The organism is Massilia sp. CT11-137 (assembly GCF_047302885.1).
Lineage (GTDB): Bacteria > Pseudomonadota > Gammaproteobacteria > Burkholderiales > Burkholderiaceae_D > Telluria > Telluria orientalis.
Window position 1 is genome coordinate 1 of record NZ_JBKYMP010000001.1, and the last position, 26,543, is coordinate 26,543.

At 67.8% G+C, this 26,543-nt stretch carries 22 protein-coding genes and 1 pseudogene; 12 read left to right on the top strand and 11 right to left on the bottom strand.

Annotated features, from left to right (window positions below):
• Positions 1 to 196: 196 nt before the first annotated feature.
• Together ACEN98_RS00005 and ACEN98_RS00010 are read left to right on the top strand one after the other, a co-directional pair.
• Complete coding sequence (locus tag ACEN98_RS00005; RefSeq protein WP_413380400.1) at positions 197 to 1,099, top strand: LysR family transcriptional regulator; 903 nt, start codon at positions 197 to 199, stop codon at positions 1,097 to 1,099.
• 4 nt (positions 1,100 to 1,103) lie between these two features.
• Positions 1,104 to 1,388, top strand: coding sequence for a hypothetical protein (locus tag ACEN98_RS00010; RefSeq protein WP_413380402.1), 285 nt, complete (start codon positions 1,104 to 1,106; stop codon positions 1,386 to 1,388).
• Between the two features lie 6 nt (positions 1,389 to 1,394).
• On the opposite strand, the gene cphA is transcribed toward ACEN98_RS00010, so the two are convergent.
• The 4 genes from cphA to ACEN98_RS00030 all read right to left on the bottom strand — a co-directional run bounded on the left by cphA (position 1,395) and on the right by ACEN98_RS00030 (position 8,223).
• The gene (gene cphA / locus ACEN98_RS00015) at positions 1,395 to 4,040 is read right to left on the bottom strand and encodes a cyanophycin synthetase (RefSeq protein WP_413380404.1); all 2,646 of its coding nucleotides are present in this window, start codon (positions 4,038 to 4,040) and stop codon (positions 1,395 to 1,397) included.
• A gap of 57 nt (positions 4,041 to 4,097) precedes the next feature.
• Positions 4,098 to 5,555, bottom strand: coding sequence for an iron-containing redox enzyme family protein (locus ACEN98_RS00020; RefSeq protein WP_413380406.1), 1,458 nt, complete (start codon positions 5,553 to 5,555; stop codon positions 4,098 to 4,100).
• A 163-nt stretch (positions 5,556 to 5,718) separates the two neighbouring features.
• Positions 5,719 to 7,122 (bottom strand): amino acid permease, encoded by a 1,404-nt coding sequence (locus ACEN98_RS00025; RefSeq protein ID WP_413380408.1) that lies wholly within the window; start codon positions 7,120 to 7,122, stop codon positions 5,719 to 5,721.
• Between the two features lie 255 nt (positions 7,123 to 7,377).
• Positions 7,378 to 8,223 carry a metallophosphoesterase gene (locus ACEN98_RS00030; RefSeq protein ID WP_413380410.1) on the bottom strand — a complete coding sequence of 282 codons (846 nt, stop codon included), beginning with the start codon at positions 8,221 to 8,223 and terminating at the stop codon, positions 7,378 to 7,380.
• 66 nt (positions 8,224 to 8,289) lie between these two features.
• Between ACEN98_RS00030 and ACEN98_RS00035 the strand changes: the two genes are divergently transcribed.
• The 7 genes from ACEN98_RS00035 to ACEN98_RS00065 all read left to right on the top strand — a co-directional run bounded on the left by ACEN98_RS00035 (position 8,290) and on the right by ACEN98_RS00065 (position 16,574).
• Complete coding sequence (locus ACEN98_RS00035; RefSeq protein WP_413380412.1) at positions 8,290 to 8,916, top strand: LysE family translocator; 627 nt, start codon at positions 8,290 to 8,292, stop codon at positions 8,914 to 8,916.
• A gap of 127 nt (positions 8,917 to 9,043) precedes the next feature.
• The gene (locus tag ACEN98_RS00040; RefSeq protein ID WP_413380414.1) at positions 9,044 to 10,024 is read left to right on the top strand and encodes an acyl-CoA dehydrogenase family protein; all 981 of its coding nucleotides are present in this window, start codon (positions 9,044 to 9,046) and stop codon (positions 10,022 to 10,024) included.
• Between the two features lie 11 nt (positions 10,025 to 10,035).
• Complete coding sequence (locus tag ACEN98_RS00045) at positions 10,036 to 10,809, top strand: ATP-binding cassette domain-containing protein (RefSeq protein ID WP_413380416.1); 774 nt, start codon at positions 10,036 to 10,038, stop codon at positions 10,807 to 10,809.
• Positions 10,802 to 11,488 carry a methionine ABC transporter permease gene (locus ACEN98_RS00050; protein WP_413380418.1) on the top strand — a complete coding sequence of 229 codons (687 nt, stop codon included), beginning with the start codon at positions 10,802 to 10,804 and terminating at the stop codon, positions 11,486 to 11,488. The genes ACEN98_RS00045 and ACEN98_RS00050 overlap by 8 nt, the downstream gene beginning before the upstream one ends.
• Positions 11,489 to 11,607: 119 nt before the next feature.
• Positions 11,608 to 13,476, top strand: a complete 1,869-nt coding sequence (locus tag ACEN98_RS00055; protein WP_413380421.1) for an AI-2E family transporter — start codon at positions 11,608 to 11,610, stop codon at positions 13,474 to 13,476.
• Positions 13,477 to 13,952: 476 nt separating this feature from the next.
• A complete protein-coding gene (locus ACEN98_RS00060; protein WP_413380423.1) occupies positions 13,953 to 16,151 on the top strand; it encodes a protein kinase domain-containing protein in 2,199 nt (732 codons plus the stop codon).
• A 30-nt stretch (positions 16,152 to 16,181) separates the two neighbouring features.
• Positions 16,182 to 16,574 carry a hypothetical protein gene (locus ACEN98_RS00065; protein WP_413380425.1) on the top strand — a complete coding sequence of 131 codons (393 nt, stop codon included), beginning with the start codon at positions 16,182 to 16,184 and terminating at the stop codon, positions 16,572 to 16,574.
• Positions 16,575 to 16,583: 9 nt separating this feature from the next.
• On the opposite strand, the gene ACEN98_RS00070 is transcribed toward ACEN98_RS00065, so the two are convergent.
• Both ACEN98_RS00070 and ACEN98_RS00075 read right to left on the bottom strand, forming a co-directional pair.
• Positions 16,584 to 16,835: a helix-turn-helix domain-containing protein gene (locus tag ACEN98_RS00070; protein WP_413380427.1), complete on the bottom strand. Its 252-nt coding sequence runs from the start codon at positions 16,833 to 16,835 to the stop codon at positions 16,584 to 16,586.
• 206 nt (positions 16,836 to 17,041) lie between these two features.
• Positions 17,042 to 17,971 (bottom strand): annotated as a pseudogene (locus ACEN98_RS00075) (sigma-54 factor interaction domain-containing protein); the annotation flags it as partial.
• Positions 17,972 to 18,139: 168 nt separating this feature from the next.
• On the opposite strand from ACEN98_RS00075, the gene ACEN98_RS00080 reads away from it, so the two are divergent.
• Positions 18,140 to 19,150 (top strand): hypothetical protein, encoded by a 1,011-nt coding sequence (locus tag ACEN98_RS00080; protein WP_413380429.1) that lies wholly within the window; start codon positions 18,140 to 18,142, stop codon positions 19,148 to 19,150.
• Here ACEN98_RS00080 and ACEN98_RS00085 read toward each other — a convergent pair.
• The 3 genes from ACEN98_RS00085 to ACEN98_RS00095 form a co-directional block, all read right to left on the bottom strand.
• Positions 19,147 to 19,905: a M15 family metallopeptidase gene (locus tag ACEN98_RS00085; protein WP_413380430.1), complete on the bottom strand. Its 759-nt coding sequence runs from the start codon at positions 19,903 to 19,905 to the stop codon at positions 19,147 to 19,149. The two genes, ACEN98_RS00080 and ACEN98_RS00085, sit on opposite strands and share 4 nt — an antisense overlap.
• Positions 19,886 to 20,056: a hypothetical protein gene (locus ACEN98_RS00090; RefSeq protein WP_413345987.1), complete on the bottom strand. Its 171-nt coding sequence runs from the start codon at positions 20,054 to 20,056 to the stop codon at positions 19,886 to 19,888. Before ACEN98_RS00090 ends, ACEN98_RS00085 begins: the two co-directional genes overlap by 20 nt.
• Positions 20,057 to 20,141: 85 nt before the next feature.
• Positions 20,142 to 20,513 (bottom strand): DUF2784 domain-containing protein, encoded by a 372-nt coding sequence (locus ACEN98_RS00095; RefSeq protein ID WP_413380432.1) that lies wholly within the window; start codon positions 20,511 to 20,513, stop codon positions 20,142 to 20,144.
• A gap of 111 nt (positions 20,514 to 20,624) precedes the next feature.
• Between ACEN98_RS00095 and ACEN98_RS00100 the strand changes: the two genes are divergently transcribed.
• Positions 20,625 to 21,461: a lipid-binding SYLF domain-containing protein gene (locus ACEN98_RS00100; protein WP_413380434.1), complete on the top strand. Its 837-nt coding sequence runs from the start codon at positions 20,625 to 20,627 to the stop codon at positions 21,459 to 21,461.
• A gap of 69 nt (positions 21,462 to 21,530) precedes the next feature.
• On the opposite strand, the gene ACEN98_RS00105 is transcribed toward ACEN98_RS00100, so the two are convergent.
• The gene (locus tag ACEN98_RS00105; protein WP_413380438.1) at positions 21,531 to 23,774 is read right to left on the bottom strand and encodes a glycoside hydrolase family 3 C-terminal domain-containing protein; all 2,244 of its coding nucleotides are present in this window, start codon (positions 23,772 to 23,774) and stop codon (positions 21,531 to 21,533) included.
• Between the two features lie 106 nt (positions 23,775 to 23,880).
• Positions 23,881 to 25,152, bottom strand: a complete 1,272-nt coding sequence (locus ACEN98_RS00110; RefSeq protein WP_413380441.1) for a sugar MFS transporter — start codon at positions 25,150 to 25,152, stop codon at positions 23,881 to 23,883.
• 273 nt (positions 25,153 to 25,425) lie between these two features.
• Here ACEN98_RS00110 and ACEN98_RS00115 point away from each other — a divergent pair, with 273 nt between their 5' ends.
• Complete coding sequence (locus ACEN98_RS00115; protein WP_413380444.1) at positions 25,426 to 26,511, top strand: LacI family DNA-binding transcriptional regulator; 1,086 nt, start codon at positions 25,426 to 25,428, stop codon at positions 26,509 to 26,511.
• Positions 26,512 to 26,543: the final 32 nt, after the last annotated feature.

Genomic DNA, 26,543 nt, shown 5'->3' on the forward strand with positions numbered 1-26,543 from the left:
TTCGCTCCTGCACTTTTTTTATCGCTTCTGACATTCCAGCACTCTTCCAAAATTTAAAGTTATGGGCCCGCCGGAACGCGTCCATGCGGCTCTCGCCGCAAAAAACTTGTCCGTGGGATACCTGTATTATCGCGAAATCTCACTATGCTGTCCAATATATGGATAATCTAGGATCCATACTTTTCACAGATACCGCATGGAACTCAGACATTTACGCTATTTCGTCGCCGTCGCCGAGGAAGGCAATATCACCCGCGCGGCGGAACGGCTCGGCATCGGCCAGCCGCCGCTGAGCCAGCAGATCCACGCGCTGGAGCGGGAGCTCGACGTGAAGCTGTTCCACCGCACCGGCCACGGCGTGGTGCCGACCGACGCCGGCAAGGCGCTGCTCGTCGACGCCAAGCGCCTGCTGGGCGACGTGGAGCACGCCACCCTGAACGCGCAGCGGGCCGGACGCGGCGAGACAGGCCATTTGCACCTCGGCTTCACCGCGTCCGCCGCGTTCCACCCGATCGTGCGCGCGCTGGTGCGCGAATTCCGCAATGCGTATCCCGGCGTCGGCCTCACACTCACCGAAGGCACGACGGCGCACCTGCTGGCGCAACTCGAGGAAGGCCGGATCGACCTGGCCTTCCTGCGCCCGGGCGTGCACTCGTTCGCCGGCGTCGTCCTGCAGGACATCGCGAGCGAGTCGATGAAGGCCGTGCTGCCGGTCACGCATCCACTCGCGCGGCGGGCGAGAATCCCCCTGTCCGCGCTGGCGCAGGAACCGTTCGTGCTGATTCCCCGCGCGGCCAGCCCGATGCTGCACGACGAGATCGTGTCGGCCTGCCGCCACGCGGGTTTCGAACCGATGCCGGGCCAGCAGGCACCGCAGCTGTCCACCGTCGTCAGCCTCGTCGCGGCGGAATTCGGCGTGTCGATCGTGCCGGCGTCCGTCAGCCAGTTCCACGCCGAAGGGGTGACGTACGTGGACATCGCGGATGCGAAAGTCCGCTCGAAGCTGGCGCTGGCGTCGCTCGAAGGGAATTCGTCGACGAAGGTGGGGAATTTTCTCGAGATCGCGCGCCAGGCGGCGACTCGGCCGAACGGGAGATAACGACATGTCGACAGAACCAGACCGCCCCTCACAATATCAACGCGGCCGCTTCGTGCTGGTGCACCAGGCGGTCGTCGTCGTGGCCACGATCGTCTCGGCGCCCGCGCTGGGCCTACTCGGCGCGGTCACCGTACTCGCGCCCCTCCTCAAGCTGCGCGGCGCCACGCGGCGCGACGCGAACACGGTGTTGATCAGCGTGGCGCTGGGCGTGGCGACGATGGCGCTCGTGTTCGGCGCCGGCGTGGCCATGCTTGCATACGGCCTCGGGCACGACCGCAACTGGCGCTGAGCGGCTTTACCCCACCTGCGCCGCGATGCGCGCCGCGCTTTCCGGGTCCGTCTGCCGAATCGCCTCGACGAACACGTCAAGCGACGACCCGCACGCGAACACGAGCACGTCCCCGCGGCGGCACAGCGACAGGCCGAGGCGGATCGCCTCGCCCACGTCGAGTTCGCGGTGCAGGGTATCCGTCTTGCCGACGACTTCCTCGGCGCCCTGCAGGATCAGGTCGACGGCGCCGCCGTAAGCGCGCCCGCGGCTCGACGATTCGTACACGACCAGTTCGTCGAAGCGCCCGGCGCACACGCGGCCCACTTCCAGCAGGTCGGCGTCGCGCCGGTCGCCCGGTGCCGTCACGATGCCCACCAGCTGGCCGGGCAGCAGCGAGCGCGCCATCTCGGCCAGCGCGGCATACGCGGCCGGATTGTGCGCGTAATCGACGATGACCGTCACGCCGCGCACGTCGAACACGTTCGTGCGCAGCGGGTTCGTCTTGCCGTCGCTGACGAACGTCGACAGCCCCGTCGCGATCTGCAGGTTGCTGAAGCCGGCCGCCATCAGGCCCGCCGCCGCCGCGAGACCGTTGGCGATGTTGTAGCGCGCGCGGCCGCCCAAGGCGATCGGCATCGCTTCCACGCGCACCAGCTCCTGGTGGTAAGTGGCATCCGCCACGACGATCGAATTGTCCTGGAAGTAGACGGCGCGGCCGCCCTCTTCCAGGTGGCGCAGCAGCACGGGACTGTCCGCCTCCATCGCAAAGTACACGATCTCCACGTCCGGATGCACGCGGCGCGCCATCGCCACGCACAACGGGTCCTCGGCGTTCAGCACGACGGCGCGGCTGGCCGACAGCGGCACCACGGCCTTCACCTGCGCGAGGTCTTCGATCGTGTCGACGCCGTCCAGGCCCAGGTGGTCGGGCGATACGTTCAGCACCATGCCGATGTCGCAGCGGTCGAAGGCGAGGCCGCGTTTCAGGATGCCGCCGCGCGCCGTCTCCAGCACGGCGAACTCCACGTCCGGCGAGGCGAGCACCGTGCGCGCCGACCAGTAGCCCGTGCAATCGCCCTTCGTGACTTCCTTGCCGGCGATGTAGACCCCGTGCGTCGTCGTCACGCCCGTGACCTTGCCCGCGAGGCGCACCGTGTGCGCCATCAGCAAGGTGGTCGTCGTCTTGCCGTTCGTGCCCGTGCACGCGATGATCGGGATGCGCCCGTCCGACTCGCCCATCAGGCCCTGGACGATGGCGTCGCCCGCATCGCGCGGCGTGCCGCCGCTGGGATGCTGGTGCATGCGGATGCCGGGTGCCGCGTTGACTTCGATGACGGCGCCGCCCTGGTCCGCCAGCGGCTGGGCGATGTCGCGGCAGACGATGTCGATACCGGCCACGTCCAGGCCGATCTTCGCGGCCGCGCGCACGCACAGGCGGCGCGTGGATTCCGGCAGCAGGTCCGTCACATCTTCGGCCGTGCCGCCCGTGGACAGGTTCGCGTTCCCGCGCAAATACACCGTCGTGCCGGCGGCAGGCACGGTGTCCGGGACGAGGTCCTGGCGCCGCAGCAGGTCTTCCGCATGGGCGTCCAGCGCGATCTGCGTGAGGATGTTCGTGTGGCCCGCGCCGCGCGCCGGATTGCGGTTCTCGAGATCGACGAGTTCGCGCACCGTGTGCGTGCCGTCGCCCACGACGTGCGCGGGCCGCCGCAGCGACGCCGCCGCCACCTTGCCGCCCGCGACGAGCACGCGGTAATCCGCGCCTTCGACGAAGCGTTCGACGATGATGTGGCGGCCGAACTTGCGCGCGTACGCGTAGGCCTGCTCGACTTCTTCATCCGTGCGGCACGCGACCGTGACGCCCTTGCCCTGGTTCGCGTCCAGCGGTTTTACGGTCACCGGCGCGTTCAGCTTATTTGCCATGTCATGGGCGACGCGCAGCGCGTCTTCGACAGTCGTCACCGTCTCGCCCTGCGGCACCGGCACGCCCGCCTCGTGCAACAGCTGCTTGGTGAGCTGCTTGTCGCTGGCGATGCGCACGGCGATGGTGCCCGTGTCGCCCGTGATCGTCGCCTGGATGCGCTTCTGCTTCACGCCCCAGCCCAACTGGAACAGGTTCGCGTCTTCCGTGATGCGCGAGACGGGAATGCCCCGCTCCTGCGCGGCGGCCAGCACGGCGGCCGTGCTCGTGCCGATCGCGTAGTGCTCTGCGATCTCGCGCAACTCTTCCAGGCGCGGCGCCAGGTCGAATGCGTGGCCGTGCGCGAGCGTGTCGACGATGTCCACCGCCAGCGCGAACGCCGGCTGCGCGACCTTTTCGAGCTGGTAGGCGCAGACGATGCGGTACTGGCCCGGCTCGCCCGTCACGGGACGCGTGCGCCCGAACGCGACGGGCGCGCCCGCGAGGCATTGCAGGCCCAGGGTCACATGCTCGATCACGCGCGCGAGATACGTGCCCTCGCGCAGGCGCTGGGCGAAGCCGCCCGGCTGGCCCGTCGGAACGAGGTAGTCCGCGAGCGATGGCAACAGGGCCAGCAGCGCCTCGTTGAATTGCGGGAGGTCGCGGGTCGAGACGCCGTACAGATCGTCCAGGTCGAGCACGGACAGCAGGCAGGGGGTGGCGGCGTGGATGTTCGGTCCGCGCAAGAAGCGTTGTTCGAGTATGTGCACAGGAATCCCTTGTTTGTCGGTCGTCGCGGCGCGCGCGGGCGCGCCGCTGCGTTCATTTCAAGCGTCCAGCAGCTGCGAATACATCCGCGTGGCCATCAGGCCGATCGCCGTGTGGTGCACGGACGGCGACATCAGCTGCGCCAGCATGGCCATCGCCTCCGGCTTGCCGGCGGCCGCCGCCACGCGCTGTTCCAGCTGGTGCAGTTCGGAGTCGCCGCCGGTGCCCGCGGGGCGGCGGCGGATCAGGCCCCGCTCCGGATAACCGCTGCGCTGGGCATGCTGCGTGAGGCTGTCGAGCGTGCGCTGGCGCGCGCGGTGGCTCAGCACGCGGGTCGTGCGCGCGGCGGCGCTGGCGTCGCGCGGGGTCGTGATCCAGTCGCGCAGCACCTGCTGCTCGTAGCTCGAGAACACGCCGAACATCTCCGCCCGCTCGCCCTGGATCAGGCGCCAGAAGCGGCTCTGCTCCACGTCTTCGCCGCGCTGGATCCAGCCGGATTCCTCCAGCTTCGTGAGGAAGTCGGGGATCTGCTGCGGATCGCCGAGCCAGTCGTTGACGGAGCGGCCGGCCACGCGGCAGTAATCCGAGTGCATGTTCTTGCCGATGGCCGCCTTGGCGCCGAAGATCTCGACCAGTTCGGCTTCGAGATCGAAGGCGCCGATGACGGAGGTCGTGCACGCGCCCAGGTCGTTCAGCCGGTAGCCGTCCAGCACGCGCCGGAAGAACGCGGCCGGGTCGCCCGACTGCGCCATCAGGTGGCGCAGCGCCTGCACGGCCTTGTGCGCGTGGCCGCTGCCGGCGTTGTCCACGGTGACGTGCAGCGTGAAGTAATACGGATCGATCCCGAGTTCGTTCAACTCGTACGACGTGATCAGCAAATGCAGCGGCAGTTGTTCGTAGCCGAGGTTGTAGCCCACCACTTCCGGCAGGAAGGCGTCGGCGTTGTACGCGAGCGCGAGCTGGATGGCGCCCTGCACGAAGTGGTCCGGCGGCAGCGTCTCCCAGTGTTCGCAGCCGTGCGCCGCGAGCAGGCGGCGGTACAGCGTGACGTGGTTCTTGTCCGGCACGCCGTCGCCCAGCTCTTCGAGATAGGTCTTGATCAGGGGGTGGAAGTCCGGATTCTCCCAGCGCGACAGGGTGCCGTACAGCCAGGCGCCGTCGACGAGCTTCGTGGGCGCGACGCCCTTCAGGAAGTACAGCGCATGCGACTTGTTCGTGAAATAGCGGCGCGGCGCGCCATTCTTGCGCGCGGCGAGGTATTCGCGGTACGCGATGCCGACCGATTCGGCACGGCCCTGGATCCAGCCCTGCAGCTGCCACACCGCATCCGGCAGTTCGCACGGTTCGGCGCGCGCGACTTCGATCTGTGCCGCGAGGAATGCGCGGGACGCCTCGAGGGCCGCGGCCGGGTTGTCCATCAGCGCGAAGTACAAATCCCTGGCGGACGATACCTGGACCGGGCGGGTGTCCCGGCCCGTCGCGCGGGCCGGGCTGTCGACGACAAAAGTGGAGGTCATAACAAATCTTTTGGTAAATGTTCTACCAAGATTATGCGGACCCGGCCAACTTGGCGTAATCGGTACGCTTCCCTCCAGAATGTCGGACAGGGATTACAAAAAATATATCGTTGCAGAATAAAAAAGCGGCGCCGCAGCGCCGCTTCTGCAAAGTCACGCCGAATTACGGCTGCGTCACGCCACTCAGCAAGGAACGCGAACGGGCATAGCCGAAATACACCAGCAGGCCCAGCACCAGCCAGATGAGGAATGCCACCCACGTGATCGCGGACAGGAACGACATCAGCGCCAGGCAGAACACGACGGCGATGCCCGGCACGATGGGCACGCCCGGGCAGCGGAACGCGCGCTTCAGGTCCGGCCGCTTCTTGCGCAGGACGATGACGGCGACGGAGACGAGGCAGAACGCGGCCAGCGTGCCGATGTTGACGAGCTCGGCCAGCACGTTCAGCGGCACGAACGCGGCAATCAGGCCGAACAGGATGCCGACCACCCACGTCGCGAAGAACGGGGTGCCGAATTTCGGGTGCACGGTGGACAGCTTCGCCGGCAGCAGGCCGTCGCGCGACATCGCGTAGATGATGCGGGTCTGGCCATAGGCCATCACCAGGATCACGGTGGTCATGCCGAGGATCGCGCCCAGGTCGATCCAGCCGGCGAACCAGTTTTCGCCCGCGTGCTGCAGGGCCAGCGACACCGGGTGGTCGATGCCCTTGAACATCTGGAACGGGACGATGCCGGTCATGATGGCGGCGACGATCACGTACAGGATCGTGCAGATGGTCAGCGAGCCGATGATGCCGATCGGGAGGTCGCGTTCCGGACGCTTGACTTCCTCGGCGGCCGACGTGACGGCGTCGAAGCCGATGAACGCGAAGAACACGACGGCGGCGGCGCTCATGATGCCCGTGCCGCCGAACGGCGCGAACGGATGCCAGTTGGCCGGCGTGACGTGCTTGAAGCCGACGGCGATGAACAGCAGCACGACGATCATCTTGATGACGACCATGACGTTGTTGACGCGGGCCGATTCGCGCACGCCGTACGACAGCATCGCGGTCAGCACGAGCATGATGACCAGCGCCGGCAGGTTCATCACGCTGTGCACGCCCGGCACCGCGCCCGGCGCGGCGGACAGGATCTCGGGAATCGTGATGCCGAAGCCGCCCATCAGCGACTGGAAATAGCCGGACCAGCCGACGGCCACCGCCGACGTCGCCAGCCCGTATTCGAGCAGGAGGTCCCAGCCGATCATCCAGGCGACGAGTTCGCCGAGGACGACATAGCTGTAGGTATAGATCGAACCGGCGATCGGCACGGTCGACGCGAACTCCGCGTAGCACATGGCCGCGAAGCCGCACGCGATGGCGGCGACGATGAACGACACCGTCAACGCCGGACCGGCCGTCAATGCGCCGGTACCGGTCAGCACGAAGATACCGGTGCCGACGATCGCCCCGATGCCCATGAGGATGAGGTCGGTTGGCCCCAGCACTTTCTTCAGCCCGCCCGGGGTACGGGAGGCTGCGACCATGTTGTCGAGATTCTTGGTTCTGAAAAGACTCACTGCTTTCTCCAATCGATAGTAGATAGATCCCGGTCCCTGATTGTTATGCGCGGCGGGCAGGCGATAACCTGCACATACATCCGCCGAAGGGGGTCTCCTCCTGGGCTCGGGCCGCCGGGACTGGCATGCAAGAACAATGCCGGTCGCCAGCCTGGCGGCGTCACATTATCGCCATTCTGTTATCCAGAATCAAAGGAAATACTCAATATTTCAAGGTGTAGAAGCTGGGAAACCGCAAAAAACGGCCAGGAACGCCTAGCGCAACGTGCAAATGAGGAGTTCCGGATCGGCATTCAGCCGCAGCGGAATGCCGGAACAGCCGATGCCGCGGCTGACGATCAGCGGGCCGTTGCCGGGCACGTCGTAGCGGCCGTAGCAGAAATCGCGCGAGCACGGGCCGCTGGGATGGAACAGCGGCGCACCATCCGGGAGCGCGATCTGGCCGCCGTGGGTGTGGCCGGCGAAGGCGACGTCGAAGCGCTGGCCCTGCAGGCGGTACAAGCCGTCGGGGGAATGCGTGAGGTAGATCCGGACGGCGCCCGCGCCGGCGAACGTGGCGCCGGCCGACGGCGCCCCGGTCCACGGATCGTCGATGCCGCACACGCTGACGCCGCCGAACGGCGCCGGCAGCGCGACGTTGCGGTTCACGAGCACCTCGGCGCCGCCCGCGCGCAGCGCGTCCTCGATGATGCCGCGGCCGTTCCAGGTGTCGTGGTTGCCGATGACGGCATAGGTGCCCAGCGGGGCCCGCGCGCCCGCAATGAAGTCCGCCAGGACGGCCACGTTCTCCGCATCGAAACACACGTAGTCGCCGCCCAGCAGCATCACGTCCGGCGCTTCCGCGCGGATCGCGGCCAGCAGGTCGTCGAACACGGCGGGATGCGTCGTGGGGCCGGCGTGGAAATCGGACGCGAAACCGATGCGCAGCGGCTGCGCCAGCCGGCGTTCCGGGCCCAGCTCCACCTGCTGGCGCGTCACCCGTACCTTGCCCAGGCCGCCGAGCCGGTAGCTCATCCCGGCCACGAAGCCCCTCAGCAGGGCGGCATTCAGGACGCGTTCGAACGCATTGCGCAGAGGTTGCTCGTGCTTGTGACTGGACATAGGACCCGCACTTTACACCAACTGCGCCCCCGGTGAGGTAACATTGCCTTTTTGCCCAGGGCTACCATGCTGACACCCGACCAGTTCCTCGCCTTCCTCGCCGCCGCCATCCTGCTGACCCTGTCGCCGGGGCCGGACAACATGATGGTATTGAGCGTGGGCGTGGCGAAGGGCCGGGTGCGCGGCATCGCGTTCGGGCTCGGATGCGCGTTCGGGTGCCTGTCGCACACGCTGCTGGCCGTCGTGGGCGTGTCCGCCCTCATCGCCGCGTCGCCGCTGGCGTTCACGACGCTCAAGGTGTGCGGCGGCCTGTATCTCGCGTGGATGGGCTGGCACGCCATCCGCAGCCGCGGCGGCGCCCGCGTCGACACGGCGCATGCCGCCGCCGACCCGGCCCGCGCGCTGTTCTTCAAGGGGCTGGTGGCGAATGCGATCAATCCGAAGGTCGCCCTGTTCTTCCTGTCGTTCCTGCCCCAGTTCGTCGTTGCCCAGCGCGGCGACGCCAACCTGCAGACGGCGCTGCTGGGCCTCACGTTCACCCTGCAGGCCGTCGTCCTGTTCGGCCTGCTCGGCTTCTTTTCCGGCGCCATCGGCCAGTGGCTCGCGCGCCGCCCCAAAGCCGGCCAATGGCTCGACCGCATCGCCGGCACGATCTTCATCGCCCTCGGCCTGCGCCTGATCGTGGCGCGCTGACGGCATCCCTCGGATACATAGTCGCTTTTCGTTTTAACGTTCGTCATATATCGAACGGCGAATATCTTCGTTCACGCGGAGTCCCCCGTTTGCCATACTGGGCCGACTCTGCTGAAGGAGATCGACCATGCATCTGGCACTACACCCGGTTCCCGCATCGTCGGACGGCTACGCCCACCCGGCCCTGGCGTCCGACCCGTATGACCCCATTGCCGCCGCCCACGACCTGGCGGCGCGCGGGCGGCAGTGGATCCGCGCTTCCGGCCTGCTCGCCCTCCCGGTGCCGCGCGAATACGGCGGCCTCTGGGCGAGCTGGAAGACGATCGGCGAGGTCGTGCGCATCGTCGCACGTGCCGACGGCGCCCTCGCCCACCGGCTCGGCCTCCACCACCTCCAGATCGCCGGCATCCGCCTGACGGGCAACGCGCGCCAGCAGCGCCGCCTGCTGTTCGAGACCATCGAGCACGACGTGTTCTGGGGCGAGACCCTGAACCCGCTGGACCAACGCCTCGTCGCCCGGCCGACGGCGGGCGGCTACGTGCTGGACGGCGCCAAGGCTTGTGCAGCAAGTTCGGTCGGGTCAGACCGGCTCACCGTGTGCGCCTGGGACCCGCTCGCGCACGGCACGCTGGTCGCCGTGCTGCCCACGCAGCGGGATGGCGTCGCCGTCCACGCCGACTGGAACGCGTTCGGCCTGCGCCACGCCGCCAGCGGCACCGTGACGTTCACCGGCGTGCAGCTGACGGAAGACGACGTGCTGCAGCCGGCCGCCCGCGCAGCCACGCCGCGGGCGGCCTTGCGCGCGCAGGTGGCGCAGATGATCGTCGCGAACGTGTACGTCGGCCTCGCCGAGGGCGCGCTGGAGGCGGCGCGCGGCGAGGCGCAGCCGTGGTTCCAGATGCTTGTGCGACCCGCGCAGGTGCTGGCCGAAGGCGCCGCCGCGGCGCTGGACGACGCGTTCGCGCGCGGCCACCATCTGACGGGACGCGAACGGCGCCAGGTCGCGCTGGCGGCCGCGGAAGCGAAGGTCGTCGCGCACAAGGCCGCGATCGGGATCGGCCGCCACGCCCTCGGCGGCACGCTGCCCGAACCCGCCGCATACCCGTGACGGGGGCCGCCATGACCATCATCCGTCTCGACCGCGTGCGCACATCCTTCGGTGCCGACCCCGTGCTGCGCGACGTATCGCTGCACGTGGCGGGCGGCGACGTCTTCGGCATCGCCGGCCAGAGCGGCGCCGGCAAATCGACCCTCCTCCGCACGATCAACCTGCTGGAGAGGCCGGACAGCGGCGCCGTCGTCGTCGCGGGCCGCGACCTGGCGCGGCTGTCGAAACGCGACCTGCGCGCCGCGCGCCAGAACATCGGCATGATCTTCCAGCACGACAACCTGCTGCAGAACCTGACCGTGTTCGACAACGTCGCGTTCCCGCTGCGCCTGCACGGCATGCTGAATCCTCCGCGCCTGCGCCGGCGCGTGCAGGCGTGCCTGGAGCTCGTCGGCCTGGCGGCGCGGGCGGACGAGTATCCGGCACGCCTGTCCGTCGGCCAGAGACAGCGCGCGGCCATCGCCCGTGCAATCGCAAGCCAGCCCGAGGTCCTGCTGTGCGACGAGCCGACGTCCGCCCTCGATGCGGAAGCGACGCGGGCCCTGCTCGCCACCCTGCGCACCGTGAGTGCGGATCTCGGCGTCACGATCGTCATCGTCAGCCATGAACTGCCCGCCCTGGCGGCGCTGTGCAACCGCGTGGCGGTGATCGAACACGGCGTCGTCGCGGAAACGTTCGCCCCCGCCGACACGACGGCCCCGCGCGTCACACCCCTCGGCCGCGAACTCGCGTTCCACGCCACCGAAGCCGGTGCGCTGTTCCATCCAGGAGTCCTCCATGCTTGAGAGTCTCATCGACCTGTTGCCCGACCTGGCCGTCGCGCTGGGCCAGACCCTGGCCATGCTCGGTATCGGCGTGTGCGCCGCCGTGCTGTTCGGCGGCCCGCTCGGCGTCGTCCTGTTCGTCGTCGGCGCCGGCCAGTCGCTGCGCAACCGTCCCCTCGCGCTGCTGCTCGGGTGGACCGTGAACACGATCCGCTCGTTCCCGTTCATCATCCTGCTCGTCGCGCTCGTGCCGCTTACCCGGCTGATCGCCGGCAGTTCGATCGGGCCGCTCGCGGCCTCCGTGCCGCTGTCGATCGCCGCCGTCCCGTATTTCGCGCGCCTCGTCGAACAGACCCTGCGCGACGTGCCGCGCGGCGTGATCGAGGCGGCGCGGGCAATGGGCGCGTCCGAGCTGCAGATCGTCACCCGCGTGCTGCTGGTCGAAGCCCGCTCCGGCCTCGTGCTGGCGCTGACTGCCCTCGCGATCGGTTTTCTCTCGTACGCCGCGGCGGCCGGCGTCGTGGGCGGCGGCGGCATCGGCGGCCTCGCCATCCGCTACGGCTACTACCGCTTCGAGACGGACATCATGGTGTTCACCGTCGTCGTGCTGGTCGCGCTCGTGCAGGTCATCCAGCTCACGGGCGACCGCTTCGCGCGGCGGCTGGACAAGCGCCAGGCGGGCTACGCGAGGACAGATTGACCCCGCCTCTCACGATAAATGGAAATTTCTGCATAGAAATTTGATTGCCGGCCACGTTTTTTGCTACATTGGCGGTTTTATCTCTTCGGGATGGCTGCCATTCCCGCTTGCGGCCGCGAATGCGCGAATCCACTCTGTTCAAGCACCTGACTTCCAGCTCGATCGTTACCGCCTGCTGCGTGCTCGGTCTGCTGTATTTCGGGCGCGACGTCCTCGAACCGCTCGCGCTGGCGGTCATCCTCAGCCTCGTGATCGCCCCGCTGATCCGCACGCTGCGGCGCATCGGCCTGGGCCAGGTACCGGCGACGATGCTGTCCGTGCTGATGGTGGGCACGTGCGTGGTCGGCCTGGGCATCGTCCTCGCGTTCCAGCTCGTCGCCGTGACGGGCGACCTGCCGAAATACCGTGCCGCGATCCGCACCAAGGTCGCGGCCGTGCGCGAGATGACGGAGCGGCCGTTCGCCCGCATCGAGGCCGAGATCAGCGCCGTGCAGCCGCAGGCGCAGCAGAGCGGCACCGTCAGCAGCCGGCGCGGCATGAGCACCGTGACCGTCAGCCCGACGCAGCCGCTGCCCGTCGAGATCCGCCAGCCGCGCCTGACGACGCGCGATTCGCTCGCGCGCCTGTTCGCGATGGCGTGGGGACCGCTGGGCGAAGCGGGCCTCGTGCTCGTGCTGCTCGTCTTCATCTCGCTCGAACACGAATCGCTGCGCGACCGCCTGATCCGGCTCGCCGGCCAGACCGAAATCAACCGCACGATCCGCACCCTGGGCGACGCGGCCCAAGGCGTGTCGCGCTTCTTCCTGTCGCAATTCACCGTCAACCTGACGTTCGGCACCCTCATCGGCGTGCTGCTGTGGCTGGCCGGCGTACCGCACGCGGGCCTGTGGGGCGCGCTGTCCGGCATGCTGCGCTTCGTGCCCTACCTGGGCGTGATGGCGGCGGGCGCCGTCATCGCCGTGTTCGTCGCCGCCATCGACCCCGGCTGGCAGCTGGCCCTGTCCTGCATCGCCCTGTTCGTCGCGCTGGAACTGTTCGTCGCGAACGTGGTCGAACCGAAGGTCTACGGCCACAGCTCGGGCCTGTCGCCGCTCGCCGTGATCGTCTCGGCCGTGTTCTGGGGCGCGATGTGGGGGCCGGTGGGCCTGCTGCTGTCGACGCCGCTGACCCTGTGCTTCGTCGTGGCGGGCCGCCACGTACGCGGGCTGGAACCGGTGACGATCCTGCTGGGCGACGCCCCCAACGTCTCGGGCGCCCAGCGTTTGTACCAGCGCCTGCTGACGGCGGACAGCGACACGATCGTGCGCGACGCCCACGCCTACCTGCGCCGCGCCAGCTTCGCGCGCTATTGCGACAAGGTGCTGCTGCCGGGCCTCGCCCTGGCCGGCGCCGACATGCGCGCGGGCCGCATCGACGCGGGCCAGATGGAAACCATGCGCGCCGCCATGGGCCGCGTGGCGGCGACCCTGAACCCGGAAGGCCGCACGCCCGCGCGCACGCGGCGCCGCCGCGACGTCTCGCTGCTCGACGCCAACCTGGGCGCCTACCTGCGCCAGATGCGCGAGACCCGCCAGGGCCGCTGGCAGGGCTCGCTGGACGTGCCCGCGCACTCCGTCGTGCTGTGCGCCGCCCTCGCGGCGGAACGGGACGAACTGCTCGCCGAACTGCTCGTGTCGGCGCTGCGGGACGCCAACATCGATGCGCGCAGCACCCTGTTGGGCACGGCCGACCGGCCCGGTCCGGAAAAGGCGGAGCTCATCTCCACCGTGATCCTGCCGTACCCCGTCGAGGACCGGCTCGGGGACTGGCTGAACGCCGTCACGGAACTGCGCACCCACCTGCCGGATGCGCTGCTCGCCACCGTCAAGCTGCCGTTCGACCAGTCGTCCGTGCCGCAGCCGACGGTCGAGGAGCATGTCGACATCGTGTTGCGCTCGTTCGAGGAAGCGCTGGCGTTCGTGGCGCCGGAGCGGGCGCCGCGCGGGTGAGCGCGTCGAAGAAATCGCTACACCATTTCGTTCATTATCTGATGTGATATTTCTATATGGCAACTTGATGTATAGACGCCATGACGACATGTTCAACCTGAACAAGGCAATCGATAAATAGACGATTCGCTATGCCCGCAACGATGCCCATCGTTCCCGGCTCGGCATTTCTCGCTGCTCACTCCGCCTCATTGAGCTGGTGGAACGGCAACCGGACAAATTTCCTTCCCAATCGGATCTCATCTGGTACAGAATCGGCTGCTAGCACAAGCGCGGTCGGCCGATTCCGCCCGACACGATCGGCGCTGCCAAACATGGCGTTTTCCGGTGCCGAGGCGTAACGCCCACTTGCAATCCCTCTACTTCAACACCGGGTGGACGGGCACTCTTCTACGTGGTTATCGGACGAATCGCGAAACTGCTTTCAAAGAGTTGCCTTGTCGCTATAATGTTTCCAAACATCACTTTTGCGGGTCATGGCAGCGTCTACTCATCCTGATACGACTGGCACATCGAACGTCGTTCCCGGCTCCGGTCGTCCCGAACACTACGAACTGCGCGCCCGACTCGGCGAGGGCGGATTCGGCGTAGTCTACGAAGCATGGGACACTCGCCTGCACCGCAGCGTCGCGATCAAGACCATACGGCACGGCTCGATGGCAAGCGCGGACCTCGTGCGTGAAGCGCGCCTGGCCGCGTCGCTGCATCATCCCGCCTTCGTGAAGGTGCACGCCATTGAGGATGACGGCATTAGTCAATTCATCGTCATGGAACTGGTGCATGGCCGCACGCTGACACAGATTCTGCGGGGAGGCCCAGTCAATCTCGCGACTGCTCTCGATTGGGTAGGCCAGGTGGCGGAGGCGCTGCGCGACGCGCATGCATCCGGTCTCGTGCATGGCGATATCAAGCCGTCGAACCTGATGATCGAAGACGGTGGACGCGTGCGCATCCTCGACTTCGGTCTCGCGCTACGCCAGGACGCGCTGGCCACCGAGACCGTGTCGCTGGGCGAGGTCGCAGCTACCGGCCAGACCGATCCCCAGGGCACGATCGCCTACATGGCGCCCGAACGGCTGCAGGGCGCGACGCCCGATCCGCGCGCGGACGTATATGCGCTCGGCGTCATCCTGTACGAACTCGTCTGCGGCAAGCGGCCGTTCGCGGCCCTGCATGGGCTGGCACTTGCCGCTGTTCTCATCCAGACGTCGTCGGATGGGTGGGATTATCCGGACAGCCTCGATACGAGATTGATCGCATTGATACGGGCGATGACGGCGCGACAGCCCGAGCAGCGGGTAACAACCATGGATGAAGCACTGCGGCGCCTAAGAGAAAAGAGGGGCAAGCCCGGCTCGGCCAGCCCACAAGAAGAGCACACTCTTCAGCTCAAGAACCGCCTTTCCCGCCGTGCCGTGCACATTGGTATCGCCACAACGATCGGGTTCGCGATTGCAGGCGGGCTGTGGTGGCAGGTTGCACCCAGGCTCGGGATGCTCAGCGAAGCGCTGGCCCCCTATTCTGAAGCGGTGGAGATGGAACAGGGCCTGGCCGCACTCAAATTGCTGGATCTTCCCGGGAGCCTCGAGAACGCAGAAACGCATTTCAACCGGATCTTGAAACAGAGCCCTGATAGTGCTGCGGCAGTTGCCGGCTTATCGCTCGTCAGTATTATCCGCTATGGCGGTGATCGCCAGGATGAAACATGGTTGCGCAAGGCTGATGCCGGTGCGCAGCAGGCGTTGAAACTGAACGATCAGTTAGCGCTCGGGTACATCGCCCAAGGCTGGGTGCGCGACTTCCAGGGCCGTCGGGATGACGCTGTCGCAAGCTACGATCGAGCACTTCGCCTCGATCCCTCCAACTTTTTCGCGTGGTGGGGTAAGATCGAAACGTTGCGCCACGCCCGGCGCTATGCAACTGCGGAATCCGCGATCACGGAAGCGATCCGCCAGTTTCCACGCGAACGTGTCTTCCTCGACGCGCTGGGCTCTGTGTACTACGAACAATCTAATCTTCCCGCCGCCGAAGAGGCATTTCGTCGCAGCATTGCGCTGCAGCCGGATGCGGTGAGATCCTATTCCAATCTGGCCGCCGTTTTGATGCGCCAGAATCGCTCTGACGAGACGTTGCGCGTACTTCAACAAGGTCTGCAAGTACGTCCGTGCGCCGATCTCTATGCAACCCTTGGCAACATCCTGTTTAAACGCGGCGACTACGTCGGTGCTGCCGGCGCGTTCGAAAATGCCGTCTCGCCGACCCGCGGCGCGCCGGGATCCTACCTGAACTGGGCCAACCTGGCTGACACTCTGCTGTGGATCCCTGGACGAGGCGACGAGGCACGTCAGGCATACGACAAGGCACGACGCCTGCTGGCCGAACGGCTCGAGCACTCCCCGAACGATGTGCTGCTCGTATCCCGCATGGGACTGTATGCGGCCCGCTCTGGCCACCAGGAAGAGGCGCGGACATTGATAACACGGGCGTTGTCACTGGCTCCCGCGAACGCCGACGCTCATTTCCGCGCCGGCCTCGCCTATGAACTGCTTGGTGACCGTAAGCAGGCGCTCGCGGCAATCACAGAAGCACTCCGCCTCGGCTATCCGGCAAAGTACGTCGAAGCGGAACCAGATCTACTGGCGCTACGCCGCGATCCCAATTACCACCCAGACTGATCGCCTCACAGTTCAAACGAAAGGAACACCATGCCCCAAAAAACCCATCAACTTGTGGTCACCTACGTCAAAGGCCAGACCACGGCCACCTGGAGCCTGGACGGCGTCCCGCATCACGATGGCGACGCGCTCAAGGTTCAGTCGGGCGACAAAATCACATTCCAGTTCGATGGACCTGATGACATCGCTGAATGTGTGCTGATCAGCGGGAAGATGGAGACAAAATGCCATGGCGGGTCGCCGTTTACCGAAGGCAACCGCATCAACCTTAAGGCGAACTCGACTGTCGTTGTCGGTCAGCAACATGGTCTTTGGGGATTCACGGTATCGTTCTCGACTAGCAACAGTGACGGGACCAGTTCGTTCTATTTCCTTCCGGACCCGGAAGTGGACGTCGGCACGATGCCGCCGATGTGCGACTAATCGCGTCGTCTACGTTGGCGTCAGGCGATCCAGCGTCAGGCGCCGCACTTCCCGCCGCAACGACTCCGTCGGCGTCCTGAGCACTTCCGCGCAGCGCCCGACGTCGCCCGCGCACGCGGCCAATGCGCGTTCGATCTCATCGGCGGGAATCCGCTCCGCCCAGCGGATCTCGCGGTGGGCATCGAGCAGCTTGTACATCGTCGGCCGCGAGATGCCCAGGTCGCGCGCCGCGGCCTGGATGTTCCACTCGTTCGCCGCCATCGCCCGCAATACTTCGGCCTCCGTGATGTCCGACGGCTTGCGGCGCGGCGCAACGTGTGGCCCAGCTGGCGGATGTTGCCGGGCCAGTCGTGGCACGCGATCTCCACCACCAGTTCCAGCGGCAGCACCGGCTGCGCGCCATGCGCCTGCAGCAGGTGCACGATCAGCACGCCGATGTCCTCGCGCCGCGCGCGCAGCGGCGGCAGTTGCAGCGCGAATCCCTCCAGCCGGCGCAACAGGGCCTGGTTGAATACGGCCGTGTCGAGGTCCTGGTCCGTCGCCGCGATCAGGCGCGCCGTCGTCTTGCGGTCCTGGCTCGCGCCCAGCGGGCGGAAATCGCCCCCTTCCAGCACGCGCAGCAGCATCGGCTGGACGCTGGCCGGCGCATTGCCGATCTCGTCGAGGAACAGGGTGCCGCCGTCCGCTTCCGCGAACAGGCCACGGCGCTCCTGCGCGCCCGTGTACGCGCCGCGCGCCGCGCCGAACAGCTCGGCCGCCGCCAACGATTCGTTCAGCGCCGCCATGTTGACGGCGACGAGCCGCGCCTGCGCGCGCTGGCCCAGCGCGTGGATCGCGCGCGCCGCGATTTCCTTACCGGTGCCCGTCTCGCCCAGCAGCAGCACGGGGATGTCGGTCGGCGCCACCATGCGGATCTGGTCGCGCAGCGCGATCGCCGCGGCGCCCACGCCCACGAGCCCCGGCACCGGGTTGTGCTTGGGCAGGCAGTCCATCCAGTGCAGGCACAGGACGACGGCGCGGCCGAGCGTCAGGACCTGGCCGCGCGCGACGTCGGCCGCGTCGAACCGGACCGGCCCCGTCGCGGCCCGCCCGTTCAGCTCGACCGGCATGCGGGTCGCCGGGAAATACACCACGACGCCCTCGCCATCGCCGCCGCGCACGATCCGCACGGGGTCGCGCGAGATCGTGCCGTGGCCCAGCGGCAGGCCGGCCTGGCCCGGACGATAGAACAGCGGCGCGTAGCGGTTCACTTCCAGCGTGCCGGGATCGCCGACGAACTGTTCGCCGATGCGCGCCGGGTCGGGATGCCAGAGGATCGTCAGCGCCAGCAGCGGCCGTCCGGGCATCCCCTGCGCGGACAGCTGCAACGTCTGGGTATATTCGGTGGAGTCAAGCATGCGCGGAACGTCGACGTTATCGCTTTACATGTAAAAAACATGGCAATTTTACACGCAGAAACATCCGATGGGCCGAAATCGGGCCCGTCTCCCCGGATTTCGCCATGGCACGGCGTTTGCAATATGAGTAGCGCCGCCATCGGGGCGGTGCCTTTTCCCGGACGTGCAATGACATTCAACCTCGCTTCCTCGCCCATCCAGCCCTTTGACGCCCGCGTCATGCTCGACGTGCACAGCCTGAAAGCCCTGCGCCAGCGCCGCAGCGGACGCGAGGCGTTGTCCGAACAGTTCCAGGAACGCAGACTCTGCCTCACCCGCGCCGCCATCAAGCGCGCCGAATCCGGCAGGCCCGTACCCTACCGCACCGTGCGCCACCTGGCCGCGTTCTACGGCATCGGCGTCGAGACCCTGATCGACCCGGAGCCGACCCGCCAGGCGCCGCGCGCGCGTCCCGTGCCGGACGCGGCGGACATCTCGGACGTCGAGCGCCTGCAATGCCGTGCAGTCATCGACGCGGTCCATGCCGGCGGCCGCGGGCGGATCATCGACGTGCAGGGTGTCGCCGGCGCCGGCAAATCGCCGCTGCTGTCCTTCGGCGTCCGCGACGCCCGGACGCGCGGCTACACCTGCGTCGTACTCGACGGCGGTCGCGCCCGCATCCCCGCCGTCCACACGGCCGCCGACCTGATGCTCGGCCTGCTCGGCCTTCAGGCCGGCGCCGGCACGGACGCCGTCCCGCTGGCCGACCTCGTGCGTAGCCGTTGCGCCGCGCTGGGTGTGGCGCCGGTCCACGTCGACGCGTGCGTCGGCCTGATCGACGCCCCGCCCGAGTGGCCCCTGCCGGCCACCCAGCTGCTGCAGACGGCCGCCCTGTGCGCGCTGGTCCAGCATCGCGCGGCGAACCAGCCGTTGCTTATCTCTATCGACGACCTCCAGTGCGCCGACTGGCAACTCGCGATGATCCTGAACGTGGTCGTGCCGACGACCCTCGATTACCCCGTCCTGTGGATGTTCGCTACCCGCCTGGAACCCGGTCCGATGCGGCGTCCGCTCGGCGTGCGCATGGACGCGCTCGCCCGCACCACCCTGCACCTGGCGCCGCCCGCCGTGCGCGCGGACCGCGCCGATGCGGGCGGCGTGCACCGCCTTGCCCGCACGGCCGGCCAGGACGCCGGCTAACCGCCGCCGATCCCCGCGTCCGGGCGGTCCACGTCCAGCACGTGGTCGCGGAAAATGTCCGGCAACATCTCCAGCACGAGCTCGCGGCCCAGCAGATCCGCACCGCGGACCGCGCGCGCGACCATGTCGATATCGATGGCCGCCAGCGCCGCCCGTGCCGACGGCGCATGGCTCAGGTGCCATGGTTCCGGGCACATCCCGCGGCGGCGGGTGCGGTACGGACGAAAGAAACCGAAGCGCGCCGCGTGCATGTCGAGCCAGGCATGCAGGCGTGCGTACACGCCGTCCGGTCCGGCCTCGTGCGGCAGCAGCTTCGTCCGGTAGCCGGGCGGGTGCGCGGCGCGGTCGAACACGTCGATGTCCGTGCCCCAGTGGCGCCGCGTCGCGCCCGGCAACCCGGTCCAGTCGAGGATCGCACGGACGATGTCCGGCGGCGCCAGCGCCCCGTGGTCGCGCGCACCGCCCGCGCAATCGTACAATGTCGCCTGCCCGGAAAATTTGCGGTTCCAGTTGCGGGCCTGGGCCTCGAACGGCCGCCACGACGCGATCGGCAGCATGTCGATACCGTCCTCCCCGGCCGCCGCGCGCATCGCGAGAAACGCCGCCGCGACCTCGGGCCGCGCCGCAAAACGGGGCTGTCCCGGCATCTGCCCGTAATGCTGGACATGCGTGCGTGCGCGTCCCGTCAGCGTGAACTCGTCGAACGGCACGCCGCCGGGCCCCTCACCGCCGGGCTCAACGGGTCTCGATCGCATCGACGCGGTCCGGATAATCCGCTTCGCGCAGCGCGAGCGCGCGGTCGCTGCTGGCGAGCACGGTACCGCCGGCGCGCACCGTCACGCGGCCCGGCGCCGGCGTGATCGTGATCGGATGGTCGGGACCGGGTGTCTTCATGGCTGTCGGCATGTTTTCTCCTGTCGTGGCCCCCTACGATCTCATGCCGCCCGGTCCCGTGCAAGTGCGTCCCGTCCGCTCCAGCCGCGGATCCGGATCAATCGCGGTCGTCCCGGCCCCCGCGCACGATGCGGATGTACAGCACGGCGTTCAGCGCCAGCACGGCCGCGGCCAGTCCCCATTGCATGCCGCTCGTGAGACCGGACGGATAGATGAGTCCGACAAGATAATGGTCGACGAAACCGCCCGCATAGCCCGCCGTCCCGGCCAGCATGCGCAGGTGATTCTCCAGCCCGGTCAGGGGGCACGCCGCGCCGGTGGCCTCGATCAGGATGCCCCAGGCGACGGCGCCCAGGTGCAGCGGCAGCAGCCGGCGCCGGCGCGCGACGAGTACGGCACCCGCGACGACGAACAGGATGAAGCCCAGGTGCAATAACAGCACCATGGCGGCGAAAAATTGATAGACCATGGCCCATGATACCGACCGGCGCACGACTGATACATGTCAAGCCCGCCCCCGGGGGTGCTCCTATTCTCCACCTTCATCGCCGATCCGTTCGGCCGAACCGAGGAGAACAACATGATGCACGCGATGCCACGCACGACGCCGCCGCCTCGTGCGGGCCGGCGCCGGTCCGCCCTGCGGCATGCCCTGCTGGGCGCCGCCGCCCTGCTCATGCTCGCCTTCGCATTGCCGGCCGCCACCGCACAGGATGCCCAGCCGTCCCGGTCCGCGACGGCGGCGGCGGGCCAGGCGGCGCACGGCACCGACAACGACTCCGCCACGCGGCGCCAGCAGGCCGCCGTCAAGCACGTCAGCGACGCCGTGGGCGTCGTCCATACGATGAGCAACGAGACCGGCATGGCGGCCCTGCTGGGCCGCGCGCGCGGCGTCTTCATCGTGCCCACCTATGGCCGCGCCGCGCTCGGCGTCGGGGGTGCCGGCGGCGCGGGCGTGCTGATGGCCCGGCGCGCGGATGGCGCCTGGGGCAACCCGGTGTTCTTCGACACCGGCGGCCTCAGCATCGGACTCCAGGCCGGCGTGGAAGGCGGGCCGATCGCCCTGGTGCTGCTGAACCAGAAAGCCGTCGACAGTTTCCGCAACCGTAACAACTTCTCGCTCAGCGCCGACGCCGGGCTCACGGTCGTCAACTTCGCGCGCATGGCCCAGGGCTCCACGGCGGGCGACGTCGTCGCGTGGTCGGGCAGCAAGGGCCTGTTCGGCAACGCGGCCACGGTGGGCATCAACGACGTCCGCTACAACCAGCGCCTGACCGAGGCCTACTACGGCAAGCCGATGACCGCGCTGCAGGCGATCGACAGCAAGGAGACCAACGCCCAGGCCGACGCCTTGCGCAAGGTACTCGGCAGTCCGCCGACGCCGGCCGGAAGCAGCGGCAAGGCGGGCGGACGGTAGCGGCGCGGTTGGGGCCCCCCGGGGTGCCCCGCCCCCCCCCCGGGGGGGGGGGCGGCAGGGGGGTGATGCTTACTTGCGCTGGCGGCCGCGCACGTCCAGCGTGGACGCCGGCAGGTCGACCGTCACGCTGGTCGCGTTCTTGCCGGCCGCGTCTTCGGCCAGCACCAGCTTGTACTTGCCCTTGGCGATGCGCCAGGTCTTGCTCTTCTCGTCGAACAGGCCGAGGATGCGCGGCTCGACGACGACGTCGACTTCCTTCGATTCACCCGGCTGCAGCGCGACCTTGTCCCAGACGGCCAGGCGCTTCGGCGCTTCCCACTTGGCGGCGAGCGGCGACACGTACACCTGCGGCACGTCCTTGCCGGCGACGTTGCCCGTGTTCGTGACCTTGAAGCGCACGTGCAGGCGGCCGTCCTTGACCTGGCTCGCGAGACCCGAGTACGAGAACGTCGTGTACGACAGGCCGTGGCCGAACGGGAACAGCGGGGTCAGGCCCTTCTGGTCGAACCATTTATAGCCGACGGCCGCGCCTTCCTTCGTGTAATCGACGGTGAAGCGCTGCTCCGGCTGTTTCGGATCGCCGTCCAGCTTCGGACGCGGCAGCTGTTGCTCGGAGACCGGGAACGTGGCCGGCAGGTGGCCGGACGGATTCACGGCGCCGAACAGCACGCGCGCGATCGCTTCGCCGCCGCTCGTGCCCGGGTACCACGCTTCCAGCACGGCCGGGATCTTCGACACCCACGGCATCGCGACCGGGCCGCCCGTTTCCAGCACGACGACGGTGCGCGGGTTGGCGCCGGCCACGTTGTCGATCAGGGTGTCCTGGTTGTCCGGCAGCGCCAGCGACGTCGCGTCGTTCGCTTCGCCGATCCACTGCGTCGCGAACACGAGCGCGACGTCGGCCTGCGCGGCCACGCGCGCGGCGCGTGCCGGATCGGTGCCGTCGTCGTACACGACCTTCGCGTTGGGCGCCAGCGCCTGGATGTGACGCAGCGGCGACGACGGGTAGTACACGACCGGACCCGGCCAGACCTTCGGCTCCAGGCCCGGCACGGCATTGCCGCCGACCGGATACACCTGCGACGAACCGCCGCCCGACAGCACGCCCACGTCGGCATGGCCGCCGATGATGGCGATGGTCTTCACGTCTTTCGACAGCGGCAGCACGCGGTTGTCGTTCTTCAGCAGGACGATGCCCTCTTCCGCCGTCGCGCGGCTGACGGCGCCGTTCTTCGCGAAGTCGATCTTGCCGCCCTGCGCGACCGGATTGTCGACGACGCCCTTGGCGAACATCGCGCGCACGATGCGCGTGGCCATGTCGTCCAGGCGCGCTTCCGACACGTAGCCGTTCTTCACGGCTTCTTCGAGCGCGCCGCCGAAGTACGGCGACTTGTCGAATTCCTGGCCCGACTGGCGGTCCAGGCCATTGTTCGCGGCCTGCACGGTGCTGTGCGTCGCGCCCCAGTCGGACATCACGTAGCCCTTGAAGCCCCAGTCCTTCTTCAGCACTTCGTTCAGCAGGTAGTCGTTCTCGCACGCATAGGTGCCGAACACGCGGTTGTACGAGCACATGACGGAACCGGCGTCCGACTGCTCCAGCGCGAGCTGCATCGCGAGCAGGTCCGACATGCGGGCCGCGGCCTTGTCGATGCGGACGTCGTGCTCGTTGCGGCCCGTCTCCTGGTCGTTCAGCGCATAGTGCTTGACGGTCGAGATGACGTGGTTCGATTCGATGCCCTTGACGGCATGGCCGACCATCGTGCCGGCCAGCAGCGGGTCTTCACCGGCGTATTCGAAGTTGCGGCCGTTGCGCGGATCGCGCATCAGGTTCACGCCGCCGGCCAGCATCACGTTGAAGCCGGACAGGCGCGCTTCCGAGCCGATCATCGCGCCGCCGGCATAGGCCATCTGCGTATCCCACGTCGACGCGGTGGCCAGGCCCGACGGCAGCGCCGTGCGCTCGCGCGGGGTCGGGGTGGACTGGGTGGCGACGCCGAGGCCGGCGTCCGTTTCCAGCAGGTCCGGCAGGCCGAGACGCGGGTTACCCGGCACGAAGCCGGCCGAGAACGGGATCGCGCCTTTCGGCGGCGTGGTGCCCTTCGGGGCGAACGACGTGCCGAAATAGCCGAACACCCAACGCAGCTTTTCTTCGCGGGTCATGGCCTTGACGGCGAGTTCGGCGCGCTTGTCGGCGCTGAGGGAACGGTCCAGCCACGGCTTCTGGGCCGGCGCGGCGGGCGCGTCGGCGGCGGTGGCGAACAGGGGGAAGGCGGCGGCCAGGGCGGCAACGAGGGTCAGTTGATTCAAACGCATGGGACGAGGCTCTCTTAGGGTACGGATCGTTATAGGTATGCGACGCTTTGGATAGGCAATGTGCCGCCGCGTGAGAACCGCGCGGCGGCAATTCGGGATCAGGCGGTCAGACGGCCTTGACGTCCACGTACATGCGGGCGTATTTCGCGCCGAAGTACAGGATGAAGGCGTAGCAGACGGCCGGGATCAGGAACGACGTCTGCAGGCCGATCATGTCCGCGGCCTGGGCCTGGATGACGGGCACCACGGCGCCGCCGGCGATGGCCATCACCAGCAGGCCGGAGCCCTGGCTGGTCTGCGGGCCCAGTTCGTGCACCGACATGCTGAAGATGGTCGGGAACATGATCGAGTTGAACAGGCCGACGGCCAGCACGGCCCACATCGCGAAGTGGCCATGGCCGAACGTCGTCGCCACCAGCAGCGCGATGCACACGGCGGCGTTGAACGCGAGGACCTTGCCCGGGCTGACGGTGCGCATCACGGCCGAACCGATGAAGCGGCCGACCATCGCGCCGCCCCAATAGTAGGCGACATAGTTCGCGCCGACTTCCGGCGAGAAACCGGCGATGGACGAGTCGCCCATGTAGTTGATCAGGAAGCTGCCGATGCTCACCTCGGCGCCGACGTACACGAAGATCGCCAGCACGCCCAGCATCAGGCGCTTCTGCTTGAGGATCGAGCCGGTGCGCACCGTGCCGGTGTCCTCGTCACGGATGATCGGCAGGCGGATCACGGCGAACAGGATGGCCAGGATCGCCAGCGTGGCGGCCAGGCCCAGGTACGGACCCTGCACGGCCTGCGCCTGCGCCAGCTTCTCGGCGGCGGTCATGTTGTTCGGATCGGCGACCGTCGAGATGTGCGACAGGATCAGGTAGCCGCCGATCGGGGGGCCGACGAAGGTGCCGAAGGAATTCAGGGCCTGGGTCAGGTTCAGGCGGCTCGACGCGGTGGCCGGCGGGCCCAGTACGGTGACGTACGGGTTGGCGGCCACCTGCAGGATGGTGATGCCGCCGGCCAGCACGAACAGGGCGAACAGGAACAGCGCGTACACGCTGGTGGCGGCCGGGTAGAACAGCGCGGCACCGACGGCGCACACGGCCAGGCCCACGACGGCGCCGGCTTTGTAACCGATGCGGCGGATCAGGGCGCCGGCCGGGATCGACAGCAGGAAGTAACCGCTGAAGAAGGCCAGGTTCACCATCATCGCCTGTACGTACGTCAGGTTGTAGACCGATTTCAGGTGCGGGATCAGGATGTCGTTCAGCGACGTCAGCAGGCCCCACATGAAAAACAGTGCGGTGACGACGGTCAGCGGAAAGGTGTAGCTGGGCTGGGCCCGGTTGGCAGGCTCGACGACAGCCTGTGGTGCGCGTTCCATGGATAAGTCTCCTCGAGATGTTACCGCTAACAGGACGGCAACTTTTATTGTGAAAAGATTCTGCAGAAGCAGGGTAATGGGGTCAAACGGGGTGTGCGATTCGCCGCGAAGTTTAGTCAGGTGCCACTAAACACGGCCTCCCCTCTTATGAAATCGGTTTCTTACATGAGAATATACCGGGCAAACAGCTGTTTAGTAAAGCCGACTAAACTTCCCTGTAAATGCACCTTCGCGTTTGACCAAGGGAATTTTCATATGCAAGACTCCATTCAAATGAGCGACGCCCAAGGCGTGCGCAGCAACGATATCGGAGACAACGTGAATCCCGTCACCTCACGCCCCCAGGCGGGCGACAGCCCCGCACAGGTCACGATCCGCGACCTGGCCAAGTACGCCGGCGTCTCGGCCGGCACGATCTCGCGCGCCCTGAAAAACGAACCCGGCCTCACGGAAAGCACGCGCCAGATGGTGTTGTCGGCAGCCCACGAACTGGGGTATGACTTCTGCAAGCTGCGCCGCAAGCGCATCCGCCGCCTCACGTTCCTGTTGCATCGACAACACAATACGGCCGCCAGCAGCCCGTTTTACTCGCCCGTGCTGCACGGGGCCGAGGAAGCCTGCCGCAAGCAGGGCATCGTGCTGTCGTTCATGGCGGTCGGCCCGGCCGACGGCGTCACGGAACAGCTGCGCATGCACGCGCCGGACGCCATCGTGTGCGCCGGCTTCTTCGAACCCGAACTGCTGAACGCCCTGCGCGCCAGCGGCAAGCCCCTCGTCCTCATCGACATGAAGCTGCGCGGCTACAGTTCGGTCAACCCGGACAACCACATGGGTGGCTACCTCGCCACCCGGCATCTGATTTCGCTGGGGCGCGAACGCATCGCCATGATCTCCGGCTCGCTCGGCCACTACAGCATCCGCGAGCGCAACCGCGGCTACCGCCAGGCCTTGTACGAAGCGGGCATGCTGGCCGACCCGCGCCTGGAGACGTGCCTGCCGGACGGCGTCGACCTCGAGACGGGCGCCTACGAAGCGATGCAGGCGCTGCTCGACCAGCCCCACCCGCCCGACGCCGTGTTCTGCTACAACGACGCCGCCGCCCTCGTCGCGATGCGCGCCTGCCTCGCGGCCGGGAAGACGGTGCCGCACGATATCTCGATCGTCGGCTTCGACGACATCCCCGGCGCCGTGCTGGGCCACCGTCCGCTGACGACGCTGCGCATCAACAAGAAGGAGCTGGGCGCGCTGGGCGTCGAGCTGCTGCTGCGCGGTCCGCAGGATCCGCCGCTGGAACAGGTGGCGCCCGTGGAACTGGTCGTGCGCGCCAGCACGGTCTGCGAGAATTTTCGCCTACGCTAGCGTGGGCTCCCCGAGCCCACGCGTGACGCCGG

Excerpts from the sequence above, each read along its gene's own strand:
- ACEN98_RS00090 (WP_413345987.1), bottom strand. The coding sequence starts at position 20,056 with ATGCCGACAGCCATGAAGACACCCGGTCCCGACCATCCGATCACGATC.
- ACEN98_RS00055 (WP_413380421.1), top strand. The coding sequence starts at position 11,608 with ATGCGCGAATCCACTCTGTTCAAGCACCTGACTTCCAGCTCGATCGTT.
- ACEN98_RS00035 (WP_413380412.1), top strand. The coding sequence starts at position 8,290 with ATGCTGACACCCGACCAGTTCCTCGCCTTCCTCGCCGCCGCCATCCTG.
- ACEN98_RS00030 (WP_413380410.1), bottom strand. The coding sequence starts at position 8,223 with ATGTCCAGTCACAAGCACGAGCAACCTCTGCGCAATGCGTTCGAACGC.
- ACEN98_RS00095 (WP_413380432.1), bottom strand. The coding sequence starts at position 20,513 with ATGGTCTATCAATTTTTCGCCGCCATGGTGCTGTTATTGCACCTGGGC.
- ACEN98_RS00005 (WP_413380400.1), top strand. The coding sequence starts at position 197 with ATGGAACTCAGACATTTACGCTATTTCGTCGCCGTCGCCGAGGAAGGC.
- ACEN98_RS00110 (WP_413380441.1), bottom strand. The coding sequence starts at position 25,152 with ATGGAACGCGCACCACAGGCTGTCGTCGAGCCTGCCAACCGGGCCCAG.
- ACEN98_RS00060 (WP_413380423.1), top strand. The coding sequence starts at position 13,953 with ATGGCAGCGTCTACTCATCCTGATACGACTGGCACATCGAACGTCGTT.
- ACEN98_RS00040 (WP_413380414.1), top strand. The coding sequence starts at position 9,044 with ATGCATCTGGCACTACACCCGGTTCCCGCATCGTCGGACGGCTACGCC.
- ACEN98_RS00070 (WP_413380427.1), bottom strand. The coding sequence starts at position 16,835 with ATGGCGGCGAACGAGTGGAACATCCAGGCCGCGGCGCGCGACCTGGGC.
- ACEN98_RS00115 (WP_413380444.1), top strand. The coding sequence starts at position 25,426 with ATGAGCGACGCCCAAGGCGTGCGCAGCAACGATATCGGAGACAACGTG.
- ACEN98_RS00020 (WP_413380406.1), bottom strand. The coding sequence starts at position 5,555 with ATGACCTCCACTTTTGTCGTCGACAGCCCGGCCCGCGCGACGGGCCGG.
- ACEN98_RS00065 (WP_413380425.1), top strand. The coding sequence starts at position 16,182 with ATGCCCCAAAAAACCCATCAACTTGTGGTCACCTACGTCAAAGGCCAG.
- ACEN98_RS00085 (WP_413380430.1), bottom strand. The coding sequence starts at position 19,905 with ATGCGATCGAGACCCGTTGAGCCCGGCGGTGAGGGGCCCGGCGGCGTG.
- ACEN98_RS00045 (WP_413380416.1), top strand. The coding sequence starts at position 10,036 with ATGACCATCATCCGTCTCGACCGCGTGCGCACATCCTTCGGTGCCGAC.
- ACEN98_RS00100 (WP_413380434.1), top strand. The coding sequence starts at position 20,625 with ATGATGCACGCGATGCCACGCACGACGCCGCCGCCTCGTGCGGGCCGG.
- ACEN98_RS00105 (WP_413380438.1), bottom strand. The coding sequence starts at position 23,774 with ATGCGTTTGAATCAACTGACCCTCGTTGCCGCCCTGGCCGCCGCCTTC.
- ACEN98_RS00080 (WP_413380429.1), top strand. The coding sequence starts at position 18,140 with ATGACATTCAACCTCGCTTCCTCGCCCATCCAGCCCTTTGACGCCCGC.
- ACEN98_RS00050 (WP_413380418.1), top strand. The coding sequence starts at position 10,802 with ATGCTTGAGAGTCTCATCGACCTGTTGCCCGACCTGGCCGTCGCGCTG.
- ACEN98_RS00010 (WP_413380402.1), top strand. The coding sequence starts at position 1,104 with ATGTCGACAGAACCAGACCGCCCCTCACAATATCAACGCGGCCGCTTC.